15 protein-coding genes and 3 tRNA genes are annotated in these 16,611 nt (G+C 56.4%); 6 read left to right on the forward strand and 12 right to left on the reverse strand.

Going from position 1 to position 16,611, the window contains the following annotated elements:
• Positions 1-127: 127 nt before the first annotated feature.
• From lon to AC3I0A_RS18800, 7 genes are all read right to left on the reverse strand, one after another.
• Positions 128-2,524, reverse strand: a complete 2,397-nt coding sequence (gene lon, locus AC3I0A_RS18770; RefSeq protein ID WP_489373730.1) for an endopeptidase La — start codon at positions 2,522-2,524, stop codon at positions 128-130.
• A gap of 181 nt (positions 2,525-2,705) precedes the next feature.
• Positions 2,706-3,989 carry an ATP-dependent Clp protease ATP-binding subunit ClpX gene (gene clpX, locus AC3I0A_RS18775; RefSeq protein ID WP_489373732.1) on the reverse strand — a complete coding sequence of 428 codons (1,284 nt, stop codon included), beginning with the start codon at positions 3,987-3,989 and terminating at the stop codon, positions 2,706-2,708.
• Between the two features lie 106 nt (positions 3,990-4,095).
• A complete protein-coding gene (gene clpP / locus AC3I0A_RS18780) occupies positions 4,096-4,737 on the reverse strand; it encodes an ATP-dependent Clp endopeptidase proteolytic subunit ClpP (protein ID WP_419117269.1) in 642 nt (213 codons plus the stop codon).
• Positions 4,738-4,829: 92 nt separating this feature from the next.
• Entirely contained in the window at positions 4,830-6,140 is a 1,311-nt protein-coding gene (gene tig, locus AC3I0A_RS18785) for a trigger factor (protein ID WP_489373734.1), read from the reverse strand.
• 437 nt (positions 6,141-6,577) lie between these two features.
• Positions 6,578-6,662 (reverse strand) — tRNA-Leu (locus AC3I0A_RS18790).
• 56 nt (positions 6,663-6,718) lie between these two features.
• A tRNA-His gene (locus tag AC3I0A_RS18795) sits at positions 6,719-6,794 on the reverse strand.
• Positions 6,795-6,834: 40 nt separating this feature from the next.
• Positions 6,835-6,911 (reverse strand) — tRNA-Arg (locus tag AC3I0A_RS18800).
• Between the two features lie 279 nt (positions 6,912-7,190).
• Between AC3I0A_RS18800 and folD the strand changes: the two genes are divergently transcribed.
• Entirely contained in the window at positions 7,191-8,045 is an 855-nt protein-coding gene (gene folD, locus AC3I0A_RS18805; RefSeq protein ID WP_489373735.1) for a bifunctional methylenetetrahydrofolate dehydrogenase/methenyltetrahydrofolate cyclohydrolase FolD, read from the forward strand.
• A 227-nt stretch (positions 8,046-8,272) separates the two neighbouring features.
• Positions 8,273-9,226 (forward strand): D-alanyl-D-alanine endopeptidase, encoded by a 954-nt coding sequence (gene pbpG, locus AC3I0A_RS18810; protein WP_489373737.1) that lies wholly within the window; start codon positions 8,273-8,275, stop codon positions 9,224-9,226.
• A 62-nt stretch (positions 9,227-9,288) separates the two neighbouring features.
• On the opposite strand, the gene AC3I0A_RS18815 is transcribed toward pbpG, so the two are convergent.
• Positions 9,289-9,963, reverse strand: coding sequence for a PA2778 family cysteine peptidase (locus AC3I0A_RS18815; protein WP_489373738.1), 675 nt, complete (start codon positions 9,961-9,963; stop codon positions 9,289-9,291).
• Between the two features lie 222 nt (positions 9,964-10,185).
• On the opposite strand from AC3I0A_RS18815, the gene AC3I0A_RS18820 reads away from it, so the two are divergent.
• A complete protein-coding gene (locus tag AC3I0A_RS18820; RefSeq protein WP_489373739.1) occupies positions 10,186-10,356 on the forward strand; it encodes a hypothetical protein in 171 nt (56 codons plus the stop codon).
• A 118-nt stretch (positions 10,357-10,474) separates the two neighbouring features.
• On the opposite strand, the gene AC3I0A_RS18825 is transcribed toward AC3I0A_RS18820, so the two are convergent.
• Both AC3I0A_RS18825 and AC3I0A_RS18830 read right to left on the reverse strand, forming a co-directional pair.
• A complete protein-coding gene (locus AC3I0A_RS18825; protein WP_489373740.1) occupies positions 10,475-11,224 on the reverse strand; it encodes a TerC family protein in 750 nt (249 codons plus the stop codon).
• Positions 11,225-11,253: 29 nt separating this feature from the next.
• A complete protein-coding gene (locus AC3I0A_RS18830; RefSeq protein ID WP_489373741.1) occupies positions 11,254-11,505 on the reverse strand; it encodes a hypothetical protein in 252 nt (83 codons plus the stop codon).
• Positions 11,506-11,640: 135 nt separating this feature from the next.
• Here AC3I0A_RS18830 and nhaR point away from each other — a divergent pair, with 135 nt between their 5' ends.
• Positions 11,641-12,546 (forward strand): transcriptional activator NhaR, encoded by a 906-nt coding sequence (gene nhaR, locus AC3I0A_RS18835; RefSeq protein WP_489373742.1) that lies wholly within the window; start codon positions 11,641-11,643, stop codon positions 12,544-12,546.
• Positions 12,547-12,550: 4 nt separating this feature from the next.
• On the opposite strand, the gene AC3I0A_RS18840 is transcribed toward nhaR, so the two are convergent.
• Positions 12,551-13,705 (reverse strand): MFS transporter, encoded by a 1,155-nt coding sequence (locus tag AC3I0A_RS18840; protein ID WP_489373744.1) that lies wholly within the window; start codon positions 13,703-13,705, stop codon positions 12,551-12,553.
• A 314-nt stretch (positions 13,706-14,019) separates the two neighbouring features.
• On the opposite strand from AC3I0A_RS18840, the gene sstT reads away from it, so the two are divergent.
• Entirely contained in the window at positions 14,020-15,261 is a 1,242-nt protein-coding gene (gene sstT, locus AC3I0A_RS18845) for a serine/threonine transporter SstT (protein ID WP_489373746.1), read from the forward strand.
• A 54-nt stretch (positions 15,262-15,315) separates the two neighbouring features.
• Here sstT and AC3I0A_RS18850 read toward each other — a convergent pair whose 3' ends face one another.
• Positions 15,316-15,825, reverse strand: coding sequence for a DUF1993 domain-containing protein (locus tag AC3I0A_RS18850; protein WP_489373748.1), 510 nt, complete (start codon positions 15,823-15,825; stop codon positions 15,316-15,318).
• A 128-nt stretch (positions 15,826-15,953) separates the two neighbouring features.
• On the opposite strand from AC3I0A_RS18850, the gene AC3I0A_RS18855 reads away from it, so the two are divergent.
• Positions 15,954-16,601 carry a YceH family protein gene (locus AC3I0A_RS18855; RefSeq protein ID WP_489373750.1) on the forward strand — a complete coding sequence of 216 codons (648 nt, stop codon included), beginning with the start codon at positions 15,954-15,956 and terminating at the stop codon, positions 16,599-16,601.
• Positions 16,602-16,611: the final 10 nt, after the last annotated feature.

Consider the following 16,611-nt stretch of genomic DNA (forward strand, 5'->3'; position numbering starts at 1 on the left):
TGAGTATGATTCTAAGTTTTTTGGTGAAAGCAAAAACGAGTGCTGAATGGCCTACAGACACTTTAAGAGCCGCTTTATAACAAGGGCTCTAAAAAGCTGTCAAGGAAGCCCCCCAGGCAAATGCGTTCTAATGCGTGCTAATTCTTTCCTTAGAGTCAGACTCGCGTTTTTCATCCTTTGCAACTATCTCGGGAGCCACATCCGGCAAGGGCTCCGGCGCGTATTGCAGCGCAATTTGCAGGACCTCGTCAATCCATTTAACTGGTTTAATCTGAAGATCTTGCTTGATATTGTCGGGAATTTCCTTCAAATCGCGGACATTCTCTTCAGGAATGATCACGGTTTTGATCCCGCCACGGTGTGCCGCCAAGAGTTTTTCCTTGAGGCCACCAATCGCCAGAACCTGGCCACGCAACGTAATTTCGCCGGTCATGGCGACATCTGCACGCACCGGAATCCCGGTCAGGGCCGATACCAAGGCCGTGCACATGCCTACACCAGCGCTAGGGCCGTCTTTAGGCGTCGCCCCTTCCGGCATGTGGATATGGGTGTCACGCTTCTCGTGGAAGTCCAGAGGGATCCCCAGGCTTTTCGCACGGCTGCGAACAACCGTCAGCGCCGCGGTGATCGATTCGACCATCACGTCACCCAGGGAACCGGTCTTGATCAGTTGACCCTTACCAGGAACCACGGCTGCTTCGATGGTCAGCAACTCACCACCCACCTGAGTCCAGGCCAGACCTGTCACCTGGCCGATCTGATCCTGCTGTTCAGCCAGACCGTAGCGGAATTTACGCACGCCCAGAAAGTGCTCCAACAACTCGGCCGTCACTTTTACCGAGAAGCGTTTTTCCAGAGAGTGCTCTTTGACCGCCTTGCGGCACACCTTGGCAATCTGACGCTCAAGCCCACGCACACCGGCTTCGCGGGTGTAATAGCGAATGATGTCGCGGATCGCTTCGGCGTCGAATTCCAGCTCGCCTTTCTTCAAGCCGTTAGCCTGAATCTGTTTGGGCGAAAGGTATTTGACGGCGATGTTGATCTTCTCGTCTTCGGTGTAACCCGGGAGACGAATCACTTCCATCCGATCGAGCAGCGCCGCCGGGATATTCATCGAGTTGGCGGTGCAGAGGAACATTACATCGGAAAGGTCGTAATCGACTTCCAGGTAATGGTCGTTGAAATTGTGATTCTGCTCGGGATCGAGCACCTCGAGCAACGCCGAAGCCGGATCGCCGCGCATGTCGCTACCCATCTTGTCGATTTCATCGAGCAGGAACAGCGGGTTGCGCACGCCAACTTTTGTCATCTTTTGAATCAATCTTCCTGGCATCGAACCGATGTAAGTCCGCCGATGACCACGAATTTCCGCTTCGTCACGCACGCCGCCGAGCGCCATGCGCACGAATTTGCGGTTGGTTGCATGGGCAATCGATTCAGCCAGCGAGGTTTTACCCACCCCAGGAGGACCGACCAGGCACAGCACCGGACCACGAATTTTCTTCACGCGTTTTTGCACGGCGAGGTATTCGAGGATCCGTTCTTTGACTTCTTCCAGACCGTAATGGTCGGCATCGAGAATATCTTCAGCCCGCACCAGATCCAGACGCACCTTGCTCTGGGCCTTCCACGGCACCTGAACCAGCCAGTCGAGGTAAGAACGCACCACCGTCGCTTCCGCAGACATTGGCGACATTTGTTTGAGTTTGTTCAGCTCGGCTTGAGCCTTGGTCAGGGCATCTTTCGGCAAACCGGCGGCATCGATGCGCTTTTTCAGCTCTTCGACTTCGTTATGGCCTTCGTCGCTATCACCCAGCTCTTTCTGAATGGCCTTCATCTGCTCATTCAGGTAGTACTCGCGCTGGCTGCGCTCCATTTGCTTTTTGACGCGACCACGAATGCGTTTTTCAACTTGCAGCAGGTCGATCTCGGCATCCAGCAACGCCAGAACGTGCTCGACCCGGGCCGACAAATCGATGATTTCGAGTATTTCCTGCTTCTGCTCGATCTTCAGCGCCATGTGCGCCGCCATGGTATCGACCAGACGACCTGGCTCATCGATGCTGTTGAGCGACGACAGCACCTCGGCAGGTACCTTTTTGCCCAATTGCACATATTGCTCGAACTGAGCGAGCAAGCTGCGAACAAATACTTCCGACTCGCGCTCAGGCGCGTCACTTTCGTCAATCAGCGAGACTTCAGCGCGGCAATGGCCGTCCACTTCGATGAAACGCTCGATCGCGCCGCGCTGCTCACCCTCGACCAGCACTTTGACTGTGCCGTCAGGCAGTTTGAGCAGCTGCAGGACCGTCGCGATAGTACCTACGCGATAAAGTGCATCTTCACCGGGATCGTCGTCAGCAGGGTTTCTCTGAGCCAGCAGAAGAATCTGCTTGTCGCCCGTCATCGCGGCCTCGAGGGCTTCGATAGATTTCTCACGCCCCACGAACAGCGGGATAACCATGTGCGGATAAACCACAACATCACGCAATGGCAGGAGAGGCAATTCGATGGTTGTCTTCATGATTTCGCCTCTTCGGCGGCCATAAGGCCGTAAACAGATGGGAGTAAGCCTGAAACCAAGATGGGGGCTGTCTTGAAAAAAAACAAGCTCAAAGACGGCACTTCAAGCTCAAAGACATGACTTAAAGAATATAAAAGCAAAGGGGCCCGAAGGCCCCCTCTTTAATCCAGCTGCGCGACGCTTATGCGTCTGGCACTGCCTTGGCTGTCGGCTCACTGTTTTCGTAGATATACAGTGGCTTGGACTTGCCTTCTATAACGCTTTCATCGATCACTACTTTACTCACCTCGGACTGCGAGGGGATCTCGTACATAGTGTCGAGCAATACACCTTCGAGGATCGAACGCAATCCACGAGCACCGGTCTTGCGCTCAAGCGCACGCTTGGCCACCGACTTGAGAGCGTCGGTACGGAACTCCAGATCGACGCCTTCCATCTCGAACAACTTGGCGTACTGTTTGGTCAGGGCATTTTTCGGCTCGGTGAGAATCTGCATCAAAGCAGCCTCGTCGAGCTCGTCCAGGGTAGCGAGAACCGGCAGACGACCAACGAATTCCGGGATCAGACCGAACTTGACCAGATCGTCAGGCTCGACTTCACGCAGGGATTCACCCACCTTCTTGCCCTCTTCCTTGCTACGGACTTCAGCGTTGAAGCCGATGCCACCACGGGTAGAACGGCTTTGAATGACCTTTTCCAGCCCGGAGAACGCACCACCGCAAATGAACAGGATGTTACGCGTATCGACCTGAAGGAACTCTTGCTGCGGATGCTTGCGACCACCTTGAGGCGGAACGGAAGCGACAGTGCCTTCGATCAGTTTAAGCAACGCTTGCTGCACGCCTTCGCCGGAAACGTCCCGGGTAATCGAAGGGTTATCAGATTTACGCGAGATCTTGTCGATCTCATCGATATAGACAATGCCCATCTGGGCTTTCTCTACGTCGTAATCGCACTTCTGCAGCAGTTTCTGAATGATGTTCTCAACATCTTCACCAACATAACCCGCCTCGGTGAGGGTGGTCGCGTCAGCGATGGTGAAAGGCACATTCAGCAAACGAGCCAGTGTTTCTGCAAGCAGGGTTTTACCCGAGCCTGTAGGGCCGATCAGCAAGATGTTGCTTTTGCCGAGCTCGACATCGTCATTCTTTTTGTCGCGCTGGTTCAGGCGTTTGTAGTGGTTGTATACCGCTACGGCCAGAACCTTTTTCGCACGTTCCTGACCAATCACGTACTGATCAAGGATGCCGCTGATTTCTTTAGGCGAAGGCAATTTATGCGCGCTGCTTTCGGCCTGGGCTTCCTGCACCTCCTCACGGATGATGTCATTGCACAGGTCGACGCACTCGTCGCAGATAAAGACCGAGGGGCCGGCAATCAATTTGCGTACTTCATGCTGGCTTTTGCCACAGAAGGAGCAATAGAGCAATTTGCCGTTGTCCTCGCCGTTGCGGGTGTCAGTCATTCGATCGATCCAAATCCGATAGGCTTGCAACACAAGATGAAGGCAATTGCGGGCTTTTTCAAGCCCGCAGGTGGCCAGTTAAACCAACCACCTACATTTGGGCTGCTTAGGCAGGCATTTGACGCTTCGTGATCACAGTGTCGATCAGGCCATATTCGGCCGCACGCTCTGCGCTCATGAAGTTATCACGCTCGGTATCACGCTCGACGGTTTCGAGGCTTTGCCCGGTGTGATGGGCCAGCAACGAGTTCAGGCGATGACGAATGGCGAGAATTTCCTTGGCATGAATGTCGATATCCGACGCCTGCCCCTGGAAGCCACCCAACGGCTGGTGAATCATCATGCGCGAGTTAGGCAGGCAGTGACGCTTGCCCGCAGCGCCACCGGCGAGCAGGAAAGCCCCCATGCTGCAGGCCTGGCCGATGCAGATGGTCGAAACGTCAGGTTTGATGAATTGCATGGTGTCGTAGATCGACATACCCGCAGTCACCGAACCGCCTGGTGAGTTGATGTAAAGATGGATGTCCTTGTCCGGATTTTCCGCTTCAAGGAACAGCAGTTGCGCCGCGACCAGGTTGGCCATGTAGTCTTCTACCGGGCCAATCAGGAAGATCACTCGCTCCTTGAGGAGGCGCGAGTAGATGTCGTAGGCACGCTCGCCACGGGCGGACTGCTCGATAACCATCGGGACCAGGCCGCCTGCGGCCTGGATGTCAGAGCTCTGCTGATAATAAGAATTGCGGGACATGTCCGGCAGTCACTCCCAAATAGTTATGTCTTGAATACGCATAAGCCAGCGCGAAGGCTGGCTTATGTGTGTATTTTTCAAACAAAGAAAAATCAGTCGGCTTGTGGAGCTTCTACCGCCTTGACCGCTTCTTCGTAAGAGACCGATTTGTCGGTCACGCTAGCTTTCTGCAGAACAGTATCCACAACTTGTTCTTCCAGCACAACCGAACGAACTTCGTTCAGTTGCTGGTCGTTCTTGTAGTACCAGGACACGACCTGCTCAGGCTCTTGGTAAGCCGAAGCCATTTCCTGAATCATTTCGCGAACGCGAGCTTCGTCAGGCTTGAGGTCGAACTGCTTGACCACTTCAGCAACGATCAGACCCAGTACAACGCGGCGCTTGGCTTGCTCTTCGAACAGCTCGACCGGCAGTTGATCAGGCTTGATGTTGCCACCGAACTGCTGAACAGCCTGCACGCGCAGACGGTCGACTTCGTTGGACAGCAGGGCCTTTGGCACTTCGATCGGGTTGGTGGTCAGCAGACCGTCCATTACCTGATTCTTGACCTTGGATTTGATCGCCTGACGCAGCTCACGCTCCATGTTCTTGCGAACTTCGGCGCGGAAACCTTCGATACCGGTTTCCTTGATACCGAACTGAGCGAAGAATTCTTCGTTCAGCTCTGGCAGCTTAGGCTCGGAAACGGTGTTCACGGTCACGGTGAACTCAGCGGTTTTGCCTGCCAGGTCGAGGTTCTGATAGTCCTCAGGGAAGGTCAGGTTCAGAACACGCTCTTCGCCAGCTTTCGCGCCGACCAGACCATCTTCGAAGCCCGGGATCATGCGGCCGGAACCCAGAACCAGCTGAGTACCTTTGGCAGAGCCGCCCGCGAACACTTCACCGTCGACCTTGCCAACGAAATCGATGTTCAGCTGGTCTTCGTTCTGGGCGGCACGCTCGGCCAGCTCAAAACGGATGTTCTGCTTGCGCAGGACTTCCAGCATTTTGTCCAGATCGGCGTCCGCCACGTCAGCGCTCAGGCGCTCTACGGTGATACCTTCGAAACCGGCAACGGTGAACTCAGGGAACACTTCGAAAACTGCGACGTATTCCAGATCCTTGCCGGCTTCGATCGATTTAGGCTCGATCGAAGGAGCACCAGCCGGGTTCAGCTTCTGCTCAACAACAGCTTCGTAGAAAGAAGACTGGATCACATCGCCTACAGCTTCCTGACGCGCATCAGCACCGAAACGGCGCTTGATTTCGCTCATTGGCACTTTGCCAGGACGGAAGCCTGCAATCTTGGCCTTTTGGGCAGTCTGCTGCAGACGCTTGTTGACTTGGGTCTCGATGCGCTCAGCTGGCACGGTGATGCTCATGCGGCGCTCAAGAGCAGAAGTATTTTCAACAGAAACTTGCATGGATATTCCTCGTTGCACAGACGTTAGCCGGCCGTTTCCGACCCCAGAATCAAGGGCATGCATTCTAGTGGGTCAAACTCAAGAAGTCACCCTACTGAAAACGGGTAAAAAAACAGCAGGCAATTTAAAGGCGGGGACAAACGGTTGTGCCTCACCCTGAGAGCAAATACAGCAAATCGAGCCAGAGCCTCTACACCAACCCTTCTATATATAGAAGGAGCTGGCAGCCGTGGCCCTGACAGCCGGACCTGCGAGCAGACCGGCAGAAAAACACAGCACCATCCAGTAACAAAATAGCGACGACTCGCCACCCTTTCAGCCCAATGCCTGCGGCCGCACTGAAAACGCATGCTTCTGAAACCCATGCTTCTGAAACCAAAACGGCGCAGCCCTTTTCAGGTGCTGCGCCGATATCTGCTATTAAATAGCTACTTAATTGGTGCGGACGAAGAGACTCGAACTCTTACACCTTGCGGCGCTGGAACCTAAATCCAGTGTGTCTACCAATTCCACCACGTCCGCGTATCAAGCTTTTAAAGCAAAGGCGCCAGATTATTAATCTGGCGCCTTTCTAAATATGGGGTGGACGAAGGGGATCGAACCCTCGACAACGGGAGTCACAATCCCGTGCTCTACCAACTGAGCTACGCCCACCATATTGCCTTGTTGCGTTACTTGTGCCAAAGCTGCCTAATGGCGCACCCGGCAGGACTCGAACCTGCGACCATCCGCTTAGAAGGCGGATGCTCTATCCAGCTGAGCTACGGGCGCCTTGTTAATCTGTATTCTTGGACGATTACAAACTAAGTGCTTTCAGTCTCGCCGAATCAAACATCAACTCTGCTCAACCTTCTTAACCAGTGCTAGGCTGTGCCCGACAAGTGCGACGAATGTTATAGGCGAGCGCCTGGGTCGTCAACTCTTTTTTAAAAAAAATTCATTTAATTAAAGGGGTTAGGGGAATTTGCAGACCAAGCGCCTTTGCCCTCACGTCACGACATGCGAGAATGCGTTCTCTTTTTTTCCCCTCTCGATGGTTAATCACGCGTCATGACTGCACAACTAATCGACGGCAAAGCGATCGCCGCTAGCCTGCGCCAGCAGATCGCCAAACGTGTCGCCGAGCGTCGCCAGCAAGGTCTGCGCACTCCCGGCCTCGCGGTGATCCTGGTCGGCAGCGACCCCGCCTCTCAAGTTTATGTCTCGCACAAGCGTAAAGACTGCGAAGAGGTCGGCTTCCTTTCGCAAGCCTATGACTTGCCTTCCGACACCACTCAGGAAGCACTGACCGATCTGATCGATCGTCTGAACGATGACCCGAACATCGACGGCGTCCTGCTTCAGCTACCGCTTCCTGAACAGCTGGATGCCTCCAGACTGCTGGAACGCATCCGCCCGGACAAAGACGTGGATGGTTTCCATCCTTATAACGTCGGCCGCCTGGCGCAACGCATCCCGCTGCTTCGCCCTTGCACCCCGAAAGGCATCATTACCTTGCTGGAAAGCACTGGCGCCGACCTTTATGGGATGGATGCAGTTGTGGTTGGCGCGTCCAATATCGTCGGGCGTCCGATGGCGATGGAATTGCTATTGGCTGGCTGCACCGTCACCGTCACCCACCGCTTCACCAAGGATCTGGCCGGGCACGTTGGCCGCGCCGATCTGGTGGTGGTGGCCGCCGGCAAGCCGGGGCTGGTCAAAGGTGAGTGGATCAAGGAAGGTGCGATCGTCATCGACGTCGGCATCAACCGCCAGGAAGACGGCAAGCTGGTGGGCGATGTGGTTTATGAAACCGCCCTGCCCCGTGCTGGCTGGATCACTCCAGTTCCTGGCGGCGTTGGCCCGATGACGCGTGCCTGCCTGCTGGAAAACACCCTGTACGCGGCAGAAACGCTGCACAGCTGAGCGTAACGACTTGAACAAGGAACCCCGCCATTGGCGGGGTTCTTTGTTTAGCGCCGCAAAGCTCCGTTCAGCTGATTCAAAATGGGTACCGCATTAAAAATATTTCATTTAAAGCCCCGGCGCAGAGGGCGTGTAGCGCTTTCCTGGCACATACTCATAAAATGTTACGTTTTGTCGAAAAAGCCCGTTGCACAACGGCATATCCATCTTTGAGCGAGTCCGCCCGCGTGAAAATCCGTATCTCCATCCTCAGTCTGTTTTTTGCACTGGCAGGCACTTTCACCACGCAGAGCGTCAATGCTGGCGAGACCATCGCGGCGCCCCGAGACACTTCCAGGCTAAAAGTCGCTTCCAGTAGCGCGATGCTGCTCGACCTGCAAACCGACAAAGTCATCTATTCGAGCAATCCAGACGTCATCAGGCCGATCGCTTCGGTCACCAAACTGATGACCGGCCTGATCGTACTGGAAGCCAGGCAATCGATGGACGAGATCATTTCCGTGTCGATCAGCGACACACCGGAAATGAAAGGCGTGTTCTCCCGCGTCAAACTCAAGAGCGAACTGAGCCGCAAGGACATGCTGCTGATCGCACTGATGTCTTCGGAAAACCGTGCAGCCGCCAGCCTGGCTCATCACTATCCAGGGGGTTACGTCGCGTTTATCGCGGCAATGAATGCCAAAGCCAAAGCACTGGGCATGACCAGCACCCGTTTCGTCGAGCCTACCGGCCTGTCCATCCACAACGTCTCCACCGCCCGCGACTTGACCAAGCTGCTGCAGGCCGCGCGCAAATACCCGATGCTGAGCGAGCTGAGTACCACCAAGGCAAAGACCGTGGTTTTCCGCAAGCCGAAGTACGCCTTGGGCTTTCGCAACACCAATCACTTGATCCACAAGGCCAGCTGGGACATCTCGGTGACCAAGACCGGCTTCACTGATGAGGCGGGTCACTGCCTGGTCCTGGTGACCAGCATGGGCAATCGCCCGGTCGCCCTGGTGATTCTCGATGCCTTTGGCAAATACACCCATTTCGCCGACGCCAGCCGTATCCGCAAGTGGGTCGAAACCGGGACCAGCGGTTCGGCACCCAATGTCGCGCTGCGCTACAAGGCCGACAAGAACCTCAAAAATCGTCCAAATGGCGTAGCTCAGGCGACTGAAACGCAAAAAAAACCCTGAACGTCATGTCAGGGCATTCACAATAACGGCGCTCAAAAGCGCCGTTTTTTTTATCCGCTGAATCAACGTACGCCAAGTGCTTTGGTCGCTCTCGCCGCGGCCCGTTCCTGGCCGGCCTGAGCCAGCTCATTGGCGGCTTTCAACCAGCGCTGCTGGTCAACCCTGGCGGGTATTTGCGTCGGACCCTGGATCAGGACAGCCCAACTGCCAGCGTTTTCCCAGGAAGATTCAAACGACTTGAAGCTCATCAGCAAACGGCGATCCATCCCTGCACGGAGCAAGACGGTCTGTTTATGACGGTTGTAGCCCGCAAGCACGGCGTACCTCGGTCCGGACCAGAACGCCGAGCCCTCGGTGAAACGCACCAGCACCGGATAACCTGCCGCCACCTGGGTCAACAACGCGGGAAGATTATTGTCGAGTGGATAGACCACCATGCCGTACTCACGCGCCAGGGTCTGCATATTCTGCTGCAACCGGTCTTCGGCGCCCGGCAAATGCAGCGGCTTATCCAGTAAACCCGGGGTAATCACGATGCCTTGCTGGGACAGCATACTTGCCAGGGCGCTGGGCCCGCTCTGATAGAGCTCGCTGCGGAAAAACGGCACACCGTTGAGCTCGACGCGCTCCGGCAAGCGCTGGATCTCCGGCTGTACGTTGCCGGCGCAACCGGCCAGGCTCAGAACACAAGCGCCGGCGAGCAGCGCAGATCGAAATCGAGGAAATACCCGCAACATCATCACTCTCTTGTTCAGACGCAGGCAAACACACTGCCGGCTTGGCCCTCGATCATAGGGCCGTCTTGAGCGACGGTATAGCCTTGAACGGCAGTTAGTTGCACCCGATAGATCGAACTATTTGGAGGCTCTCGACCTTTGGTCAACAGCCTGAAACACATCAGCGACTAGACTGTCCATTACAGGAGTGTGTACCCCAGGCAGGGCAAAGAGGAGGCACTTATGAGCCTGACAACGACAATCATCATGCTGGTCTGTGGCTGGCTGGCCGTTGCCGCCGCGATGCTTTGGGGCTTGCTGCGTATTACTCGCAGACACCATCACCCACGCATCCAGCCAACAACCCCAGCGAAAACCGAAAAACCTGCCGGCCGCACCGCGAACGCGCACTGACGGGCCCTTTTTTCAGCCCTTTTTACAGCTCTTTTTACATAAAGAAAAAAAACGCTCGCCTGAACTCTTTCGAGTACAGGCGAGCGTTCGGTGTGTCCGCTACTTTTGTTTCAACAGCTTAAGCTTCAACAACCTCCCGCTTCTGCCGAGCGCGACGCGACAGCATGTTCAAGCCTTCAATCGTCGCCGAGAACGTCATGGCTGCGTAGACGTAGCCTTTCGGTACGTGGGCGCCAAAGCCTTCGGCGATCAGGGTCATGCCGATCATGATCAGGAAGCCCAGGGCCAGCATCACCACAGTCGGGTTGTCGTTGATGAACTTCGCCAGAGGCTCGGCCGCCAGCAACATCACCAGTACCGAGACCACCACCGCGATGATCATGATTGGCAAGTGCTCGGTCATGCCAACGGCGGTAATGATGCTATCGATCGAGAAGACCATGTCCAGCATCAGGATCTGACCGATCGCCGCGGCAAAGCCAATCGACACGCCCGAGGTCGCGGATGCCGTCTCCTGCGGCTCAGGGTCCATGCTGTGATGGATTTCCGTAGTGGCTTTCCAGAGCAGGAACAGACCACCGGCAATCAGGATCATGTCTTTCCAGGAGAACACCTGGCCAAACACATCGATGACCGGCGCAGTCAACTGCACGATGAACGCAATGGTGCTGAGCAGACCCAGACGCAGAATCAACGCCATGCTGATGCCGATACGTCGCGCCTTGGCACGGTGCTGCACAGGCAGTTTGTTGGTCAGGATCGAGATGAAAATCAGGTTGTCGATGCCAAGCACGATTTCCATGACGATCAAGGTGGCCAAAGCCACCCAGGCGGTGGGGCTGGCGGTGAGTTGTAAAAGGTAATCCATGGGTCAGTCCTGACTCGGTGTAAGACGGGTTAGATGGCCTGTGACGACTTTTCGGGTTGCTCACTGTCGTCCGCGGTCTTGTCCTTGTTACTGATCAAGCCCTGAGTCGCGTCGTCCAATGCCTGCTCCGCCGCTTTATGAGTGTCGTCTATCGCCTGCTTGGCTGTTTCGGCCGCTTTGCCCATCAATTGCTGGGCGCTTTTTTCGACCTGATCGCAGCCACTGAGTGCAAACACTGAGAACGCCAGCAGCGAAGCGGCGCCTATGGATTTGAGTTTCATCATGCTTCCCTCGATAGAACGTACGGCCTCTACGTGATGGCCCGTCAATAGCGTTGCATTCTAAGGAGGCAAGCACTTCAGGAAAATTCGTATTTTTAGCAGTTATACTTCGGTTTTTACGAACTGTAAGCACTTATGCTCAATTATCGGCAACTGCATTACTTCTGGGTTGTGGCCAAGACTGGCAGCATCGTTCGGGCTTGCGAGCAGCTGAACCTGACGCCGCAGACCATCAGCGGGCAAATCAGCCTGCTCGAACAGACCTACGGGATCGAGCTGTTTCGCCGGGTCGGGCGACAGCTTGAACTGACTGAAGCCGGGCGCCAGACCTTGCCGTACGCGGAACAGATGTTCCAGCTCGGTGGTGAACTGGAGGCGATGCTACGGGCGCAACCCAATGAGCAACAGATTCTGTTCCGGGTCGGAGTCGCCGACGTGGTCCCCAAGTCGATCGTCTATCGCCTCATCGCCCCCACCATGGAGCTGAGCGAACCACTGCGCATCACCTGCCGCGAGGACAAACTCGAGCGGCTGCTGGCCGACCTGGCCATCCAGCGCCTGGACCTGGTGATCTCCGACAGCCCGATGCCGTCGCATCTGGACATCAAGGGCTACAGCCAGAAGCTCGGTGAATGCGGCATCAGCTTTTTTGCCACCCGCGCGCTAGCCGAAAGTTACGGGAGGGATTTTCCCCACAGCCTGCAGGGTGCCCCGCTATTGATTCCCGGACAGGAAACCGTAGTGCGCAGTCGATTGCTGCGCTGGCTCGCCGAACAGCAGATTCAGCCGCGCATTGTCGGTGAGTTTGATGACAGTGCCTTGATGCAGGCCTTCGGCCAATCCGGCAGCGGGATATTCATTGGCCCGAGCGTGATTGCCGACGAAGTGAAACGCCAGTATGGCGTGGAGTTGATTGGCCAGACCGATGCGGTGACTGAGTCGTTCTACGCCATTTCGGTGGAGCGCAAGGTCAAGCACCCCGGCATTGTTGCCATTACCGAAGGTGCCCGACGCGAGCTGTTTACCGCGATCAACAGGTGAGGACTCAGGCGCAGACCGTCCGGGATTTGGCGGTCATCAACAGCAGCGCCAGCAAGATCGACAGCACAATGAAGCCCGCCGCCGCGAAGCCAAGACTGCCCAGCCCCAACGTATCGATCACTCGGCCGCCAACCATCGCTCCCAGTCCGATGCCCAGGTTGGCCCCGGCAATATTCAGCGACGCGGCAAACGCCGGTGCCTGCGGTGCGACCTTCATCAAGCGCACATGGCTGACCAGAAACAACGCCGCCTGGGTGACACCCCATAGGCCCATGGCAGCCGCCAGCCCCAGTGGCGAATGAATGCTCGGCACCAGCGTCACCATGCCGCCGATCATGAAGACGCAGAACACCATCGAGGCAATCAGTGGATGGCGATCGACCATACGGCCACCCAACGAGTTACCGATCAGCCCCACCGCACCGAACCCCATCAAACACCAACCGACCACGGTGCCGTTGAAACCGGCAAGCCGCTCCAGAATGTCGGCCAGGTAGGTGTATGCGGTGAACATGCCGCTGAAGACCAGGATCGACAACAGCACATGGCCCTGCATCAACGGACTGCGCAGGATCTTGAACTGCGAACGTAAGCTCACCTGCTGTTTGTGCAAGTTGGTTTTCGGTAAATAGATGAACAGCAGCAACGCTTTGGCAAAAGCGATCAGTGCCAGAATGCCGAAGGCACTGCGCCAGCCGAAGGCATCGGAAATCAGCGTCCCCACGGGAATCCCGAACACAGTTGCGCAGACAATCCCGAAACCGATTTTCGCAATCGCGCGTCCCGCGTAGTCCGGCCCGACGATGTCTACAGCCGTCTCGCTGGCCAGGGCCCAGAACACCGGCAAACCCAGCGCCGGAATCAATCGCGCCAGCGCCATTACGCCTATATTCGGCGCCATGGCCGCCAGGGTATTGGCCAGCCCAAACATGATCAGCACGCTGATAAACAGCCGTCTGCGCTCGAAGCGCGCGAAATATGCGGTCAGGAACGGCCCGAAGGCAGCCACGGTAAAGGCGAACAAGGTCACCAGCAAACCGGCCTGGGAGACGCTGACATCCAGGTCGCGGGCGATAGAGGGCAACAGGCCGACGATGATGAATTCCGTGGTCAGCACGGTAAAACCGGCGGCGGACAACAGAAGGATGGGCAACAACATGCATAACTCCAGAAACGACAACGCCAGCGATAGCCCAAGGGCTCACTGGATATGAAAAAAGAGGATGGCGGATGTTAACAGAGTGCGTCTGGCAGCAGTTACGCGAACCTGACTAACACCCGGGTGGCAGATCGTCACAGGTCCGAAGGAATCGTCCTACGTGTGATAAAGTCCGCGCCCTGCCCAAATCGGTCATGCACGGCGACGTGCTGGTACTGATGTCGCGATAGATCCTTGGTTCCGTTCGTCCAGCCTGCCCGTTTGTTGCTGCCAGAGCGTATCGAACCGCACACAAAATAATCAGAGATACCGCAATGACCGCTTCTCCCCCTTCTCTTATGCAAAAACTTCTCGGAACCCACCTGGTCACGCAAATCATCATCGGTTTGCTCGCCGGTATTTTGCTGGCGTGGCTGCTGCCCGACGTAGCGCGATCCGTGGCGGTCATCGGCAAGGTCTTTGTCTCGGCACTGAAAGCCGTCGCGCCGATTCTGGTGTTCATTCTGGTCATGGCCTCTATCGCAAGCCATAAACATGGCCAGGAAACTCATATTCGGCCCATTCTGTTTTTGTACCTACTCGGGACTTTTGCCGCCGCCGCCGTCGCGGTAGTTGCGAGCATGCTATTCCCGTCCAGCCTGGTATTGGCCACTCAGGATGTGGCCGTGAGCGCACCCGGCGGGATCAGTGAAGTGCTGCAAAGTCTTCTGCTCAGCGTGGTCGACAATCCGGTCAGCGCCCTGATGAATGCCAATTTCATCGGCATTCTGGCGTGGGCGATCGGCATGGGTATTGCTATTCGCCATGCCGGTGAAACCACCCGCACGGTGCTCGACGATCTCTCCAATGGCGTGACGCTGATTGTGCGCATGGTGATCCGCTTCGCACCTCTGGGAATTTTTGGTCTGGTCGCGTCAACCCTTGCCACTTCCGGTTTCGGTGCCCTGCTTGGCTATATGCACCTGCTGGCCGTGCTGATCGGTTGCATGCTGTTCGTAGCCTTGGCGGTCAACCCGGTCATTGTGTTCTGGAAGCTGCGTCGCAACCCTTATCCACTGGTCTTCACCTGCCTGCGTGAAAGCGGCATTACCGCGTTCTTCACCCGTAGTTCGGCGGCGAACATTCCTGTCAATCTGGAGTTGAGCAAGCGTCTGGGCCTGCACGAAGACACCTACTCCGTATCGATTCCGCTGGGTGCCACCATCAACATGGCCGGCGCGGCAATCACCATCACCGTGCTGACTCTGGCGGCCGTGCACACGCTCGGGATTGCCGTGGACATTCCGACAGCAGTGCTGCTCAGCGTGGTCGCGGCGATTTGCGCTTGCGGCGCTTCGGGTGTGGCAGGTGGTTCGTTGCTATTGATTCCGCTGGCATGCAGTCTGTTCGGCATTCCCAGCGAAATCGCCATGCAAGTGGTGGCCGTCGGTTTCATCATCGGCGTCCTGCAGGACTCAGCGGAAACCGCGCTGAACTCCTCCACTGATGTGCTGTTCACCGCTGCGGCCTGCCTGGCCCAGGAAGAAACGGCCGAGCGCATCGCGCAAAAAGCCTGAGGCAAGAAAAAGCCCGGAAAGCTTCAGCTTCCCGGGCTTTTTTTATTTTGCGGTTTAGAACGCGCCCATGTAATCGCGCTTGCCGACTTCCACACCGTTGTGACGCAGGATCGCGTAAGCGGTGGTGACGTGGAAGAAGAACTGCGGCAGGCCGTAGGTCAGCAGATAAGCCTGACCACTGAAACGCTTCTCTTTCGGCGTGCCCGGACGGGTGATGATTTCGATCCCTTCCTTGCCATCGATCTGCTCAGGCTTGATGCCGTCGATGAAGGCCAGGACTTTGCTGATCAGTGCTTGCAGCTCAGCGAACGTGGTTTCGGTGTCGTCGTACTTCGGCAGCTCAACCTCGGCCAGACGCGCGGAAACGCCTTTGGCGAAATCCACGGCGATTTGCACCTGACGTACCAGCGGGAACATGTCCGGGTACAGACGCGCCTGCAGAAAAGCGTTTGGCTCGATGTTTTTCGCTGTGGCGTGGGCTTCGGCCTTGTTCAGAACGTCGCTCAGGGCGTTGAGCATTTGCTTGAAAACCGGGATGGATGCGGCGTACAGAGAAATAGTCATGACAGTCTCGCAGGTGGTGGCGGGAGTTGAACGTGGCGCGATTATAGCCATGCTTGGCCGCTCTGGCGGCTTGTCTTTTATTCTGCAAGGATTAGGCTAGTCGCCTTCGACAGCATAGGGAAAGCGCGATGACCACCGAGCACGACACCTCCATCGATGAACTGCGGCTGAGCAGCACGGAAATCCGCATTCTCGGCTCTTTGATCGAAAAACAGGCCACCAGCCCGGAAACCTATCCGCTGACCCTCAATGCGCTGGTCATTGCCTGCAATCAGAAAACCAGCCGCGAACCGGTGATGAATCTCAGCCAGGGCCAGGTCGGCCAGAGCCTTCGCGCCCTTGAAGGACGGGGTTTCACCCGATTGGTCATGGGCAGTCGCGCCGACCGTTGGGAGCATCGGGTGGACAAGGCTCTGGAGCTGGTTCCGGCCCAGGTGATTCTTGCCGGCCTGCTGTTCCTGCGCGGCCCGCAGACCGTCAATGAACTGCTGACCCGCAGTGGTCGCATGCATGATTTCGAAGACACCGAACAGGTCGTTCATCAACTGGAGCGGCTGATTTCCCGAGGCCTGGCGTTGCTATTGCCGCGCCAGTCCGGGCAACGGGAAGACCGTTACATGCATGCTCTGGGTGACCCGGCCGATATCGAAGCGATTCTGGCTGCACGGCACAACCCGCTGGAGCGCGGTGCCGGCAGCGGTGTGTCGGTGGAGCGTATCGAAGAACTGGAAGCGCGGATTGCGGCGCTGGAAGAGCGTTTGGCGCGGCTGGAATAAGCGTGTGTAA

The sequence above is a fragment of the Pseudomonas sp. KH_024_B2 genome, assembly GCF_057839965.1.